The organism is Lysinibacillus fusiformis, from assembly GCF_003049525.1.
Taxonomy (GTDB): domain Bacteria; phylum Bacillota; class Bacilli; order Bacillales_A; family Planococcaceae; genus Lysinibacillus; species Lysinibacillus fusiformis.
Map to the genome: position 1 here is coordinate 1 of NZ_PYWL01000062.1, position 233 is coordinate 233.

General features: G+C 56.2%; 1 rRNA gene. It reads left to right on the top strand.

Features of this window, described 5'->3' with window-relative positions:
* Positions 1-233, top strand: a 16S ribosomal RNA gene (locus C9J29_RS24085); the annotation flags it as partial.

Sequence of the window (233 nt, forward strand, 5' to 3'; positions counted from 1 at the left end):
ACGTTAGCGGCGGACGGGTGAGTAACACGTGGGCAACCTACCTTATAGTTTGGGATAACTCCGGGAAACCGGGGCTAATACCGAATAATCTGTTTCGCCTCATGGCGAAACACTGAAAGACGGTTTCGGCTGTCGCTATAGGATGGGCCCGCGGCGCATTAGCTAGTTGGTGAGGTAACGGCTCACCAAGGCGACGATGCGTAGCCGACCTGAGAGGGTGATCGGCCACACTG